Below are 2,084 nucleotides of genomic sequence, written 5' to 3'. Positions count from 1 at the left end.
AATCTGCTGCCGAATTGCTGGAATACTACGGTCATAAATGGACTGAAGAGGAACGACTAGAACAACTGCATTTTATCCAAAGTGCTGTTAAACAAATGACCAATTTATTAAATGATGTTTTAGTTATCGGTAGAGCAGAAGCAGGAGGACTGAACTTTAACCCAGCACCCCTTGACTTAACAAATTTTTGCCGGAATTTGATCGCAGAAATGCAGCTAAGCTATCCTCCCGATCGAAAAATTTTATTTGTGAACAATTACCCAGAGTTTGCCAAGGAAAAGAATACTGATTTGCCCTTATTTGATGAAAACTTGTTGCGGCAAATTCTGGCAAATTTACTTTCTAATGCTATTAAATATTCGCCGCAAGGCAGCCGGATTAAATTTACCCTTAGCTGCGAAAATGGTGAAGCGGTCTTTGAGATTCAAGATCGAGGGATTGGTATTCCGATGGAAGATCGGCCTCGTCTGTTTGAGTTTTTCTATCGAGCTAGCAACGCAGGCAGTGTAGCTGGAACTGGTTTGGGTCTGGCCATTGTAAAAAAATGTGTAGATTTACACGGAGGCCAGATCGCAGTGTATAGTCAACAGGGAGTCGGTACGACATTTAAAGTATATCTGCCTATTCATATCTGACTCGCAGAAAAAAGAGGGAGCAGAAAACAAAAAAATCGTAAATAATGTATGTTGTGATACAAAAAATAAATTTTACTTTTATTTAAGCTTTAAATTTATTAGCAGGAATATATTCTCAATAAACTAATAAGGTAAGGAGTGAATGCAGCTAAACTTAGGAAAATAAAAATGAAAAAGATTCTCGTAATAGAAGACGATCTGCCAGTAAGATCTAACCTGGTCAAACTTCTTGGCGCTGAAGGTTTTGAGGTGATTGGCGCAGACAATGGCATATTGGGAGTGCAGTTAGCACAGACGCATATGCCAGACTTGATTGTATGCGACGTAATGATGTCTAAGCTGGATGGCTACGGCGTACTGACTTTGCTGCGCCAAAACCGCAACACGGCAAAGATTCCGTTCATTTTTCTCAGTGCTAAAGCCGATCGCACGGAGGTACGCCAAGGTATGAATTTGGGAGCGGATGATTATGTAACGAAGCCGTTTACGAGATCGGAATTGTTGGGTGCGATCGCAGCTAGATTGCAAAGGCAGGCAGATATAATATATAACTCTACCGCAGCACAACCGCTGATAGAAGAAGGATTTAATGAGTTAAAAAATAACTTGCATATCGCCTTGGCAAGAGGGGAATTTCAGGCATACTATCAACCCCAGATAGAGCTGCAAACCGGACGCATAATGGGCGCAGAAGTATTGTTACGTTGGCACCATCCAGAAAGGGGGTTTGTTTCTCCTAGAGAATTTATACCCCTAGCAGAAGAAACAGGCTCGATCGTACCTATTGGAGAATGGATTTTAAGCACAGCTTGCAAACAAGCCAGATTGTGGCAGAGCAAACAAAAAGAATGCACCTGCTTTCCGCCTTTCAGGGTAGCTGTCAACCTATCAGCTCGTCAATTTCATCAAGCCAATCTTAGGGACAGAATTGTCCAAATACTAGCAGAAACAGGTCTAGAACCCAGTTATCTGGAATTAGAACTGACAGAAAGTACAATTGTGCAAGATCCACAAGCGGCGATTCAAACATTAAATAGTTTGAAAGAGCTAGGAGTTCAGATATCGATCGATGATTTTGGTACTGGTTATTCTTCATTAAGCTATTTGAAAATATTTCCTCTGGACACGCTCAAAATCGACCAAATATTTGTCCGCAACATTACTAACGATTCTAAAAACGCAGCAATTACTAAAGCAATAATTCAAATGGCTCACAGCTTGAATTTCAAGGCGCTCGCGGAAGGTGTGGAAACAGAAGCAGAGCTAACTTTCCTGTATGAAAATAGGTGCGATGCAGTGCAAGGCTATCTATTCAGTCCACCAGTGTCGGCTGAAAAGTTAGAGGAGTTACTAATTGCCAATAAGCAGCTGTTTCCTCATCCCCAAATACCTCCTTCCCAAAAAGTAGAAAATAATCATTTACTTGGAACTTGTCGATCGGGTGGAATA

The 2,084-nt window shown here is 41.1% G+C and carries 2 protein-coding genes; both read left to right on the top strand.

Annotated elements, in window-relative coordinates:
* Nucleotides 1-635, top strand: a 635-nt coding sequence (locus H6S82_RS30545; RefSeq protein ID WP_191057277.1) for a HAMP domain-containing sensor histidine kinase, incomplete at its 5' end; no start/stop codon positions are given.
* A gap of 168 nt (nucleotides 636-803) precedes the next feature.
* Nucleotides 804-2,084 (top strand): EAL domain-containing response regulator (locus H6S82_RS30540; protein WP_191057276.1); only part of this gene is annotated, 1,281 nt, incomplete at its 3' end.

Origin of the sequence: Planktothrix sp. FACHB-1355, from assembly GCF_014748295.1 — a bacterium.
GTDB lineage: Bacteria > Cyanobacteriota > Cyanobacteriia > Cyanobacteriales > Aerosakkonemataceae > Aerosakkonema > Aerosakkonema funiforme_A.
The sequence above is the reverse complement of the archived record's forward strand: the minus strand, read 5'-3'. Positions and strand labels throughout refer to the sequence as shown.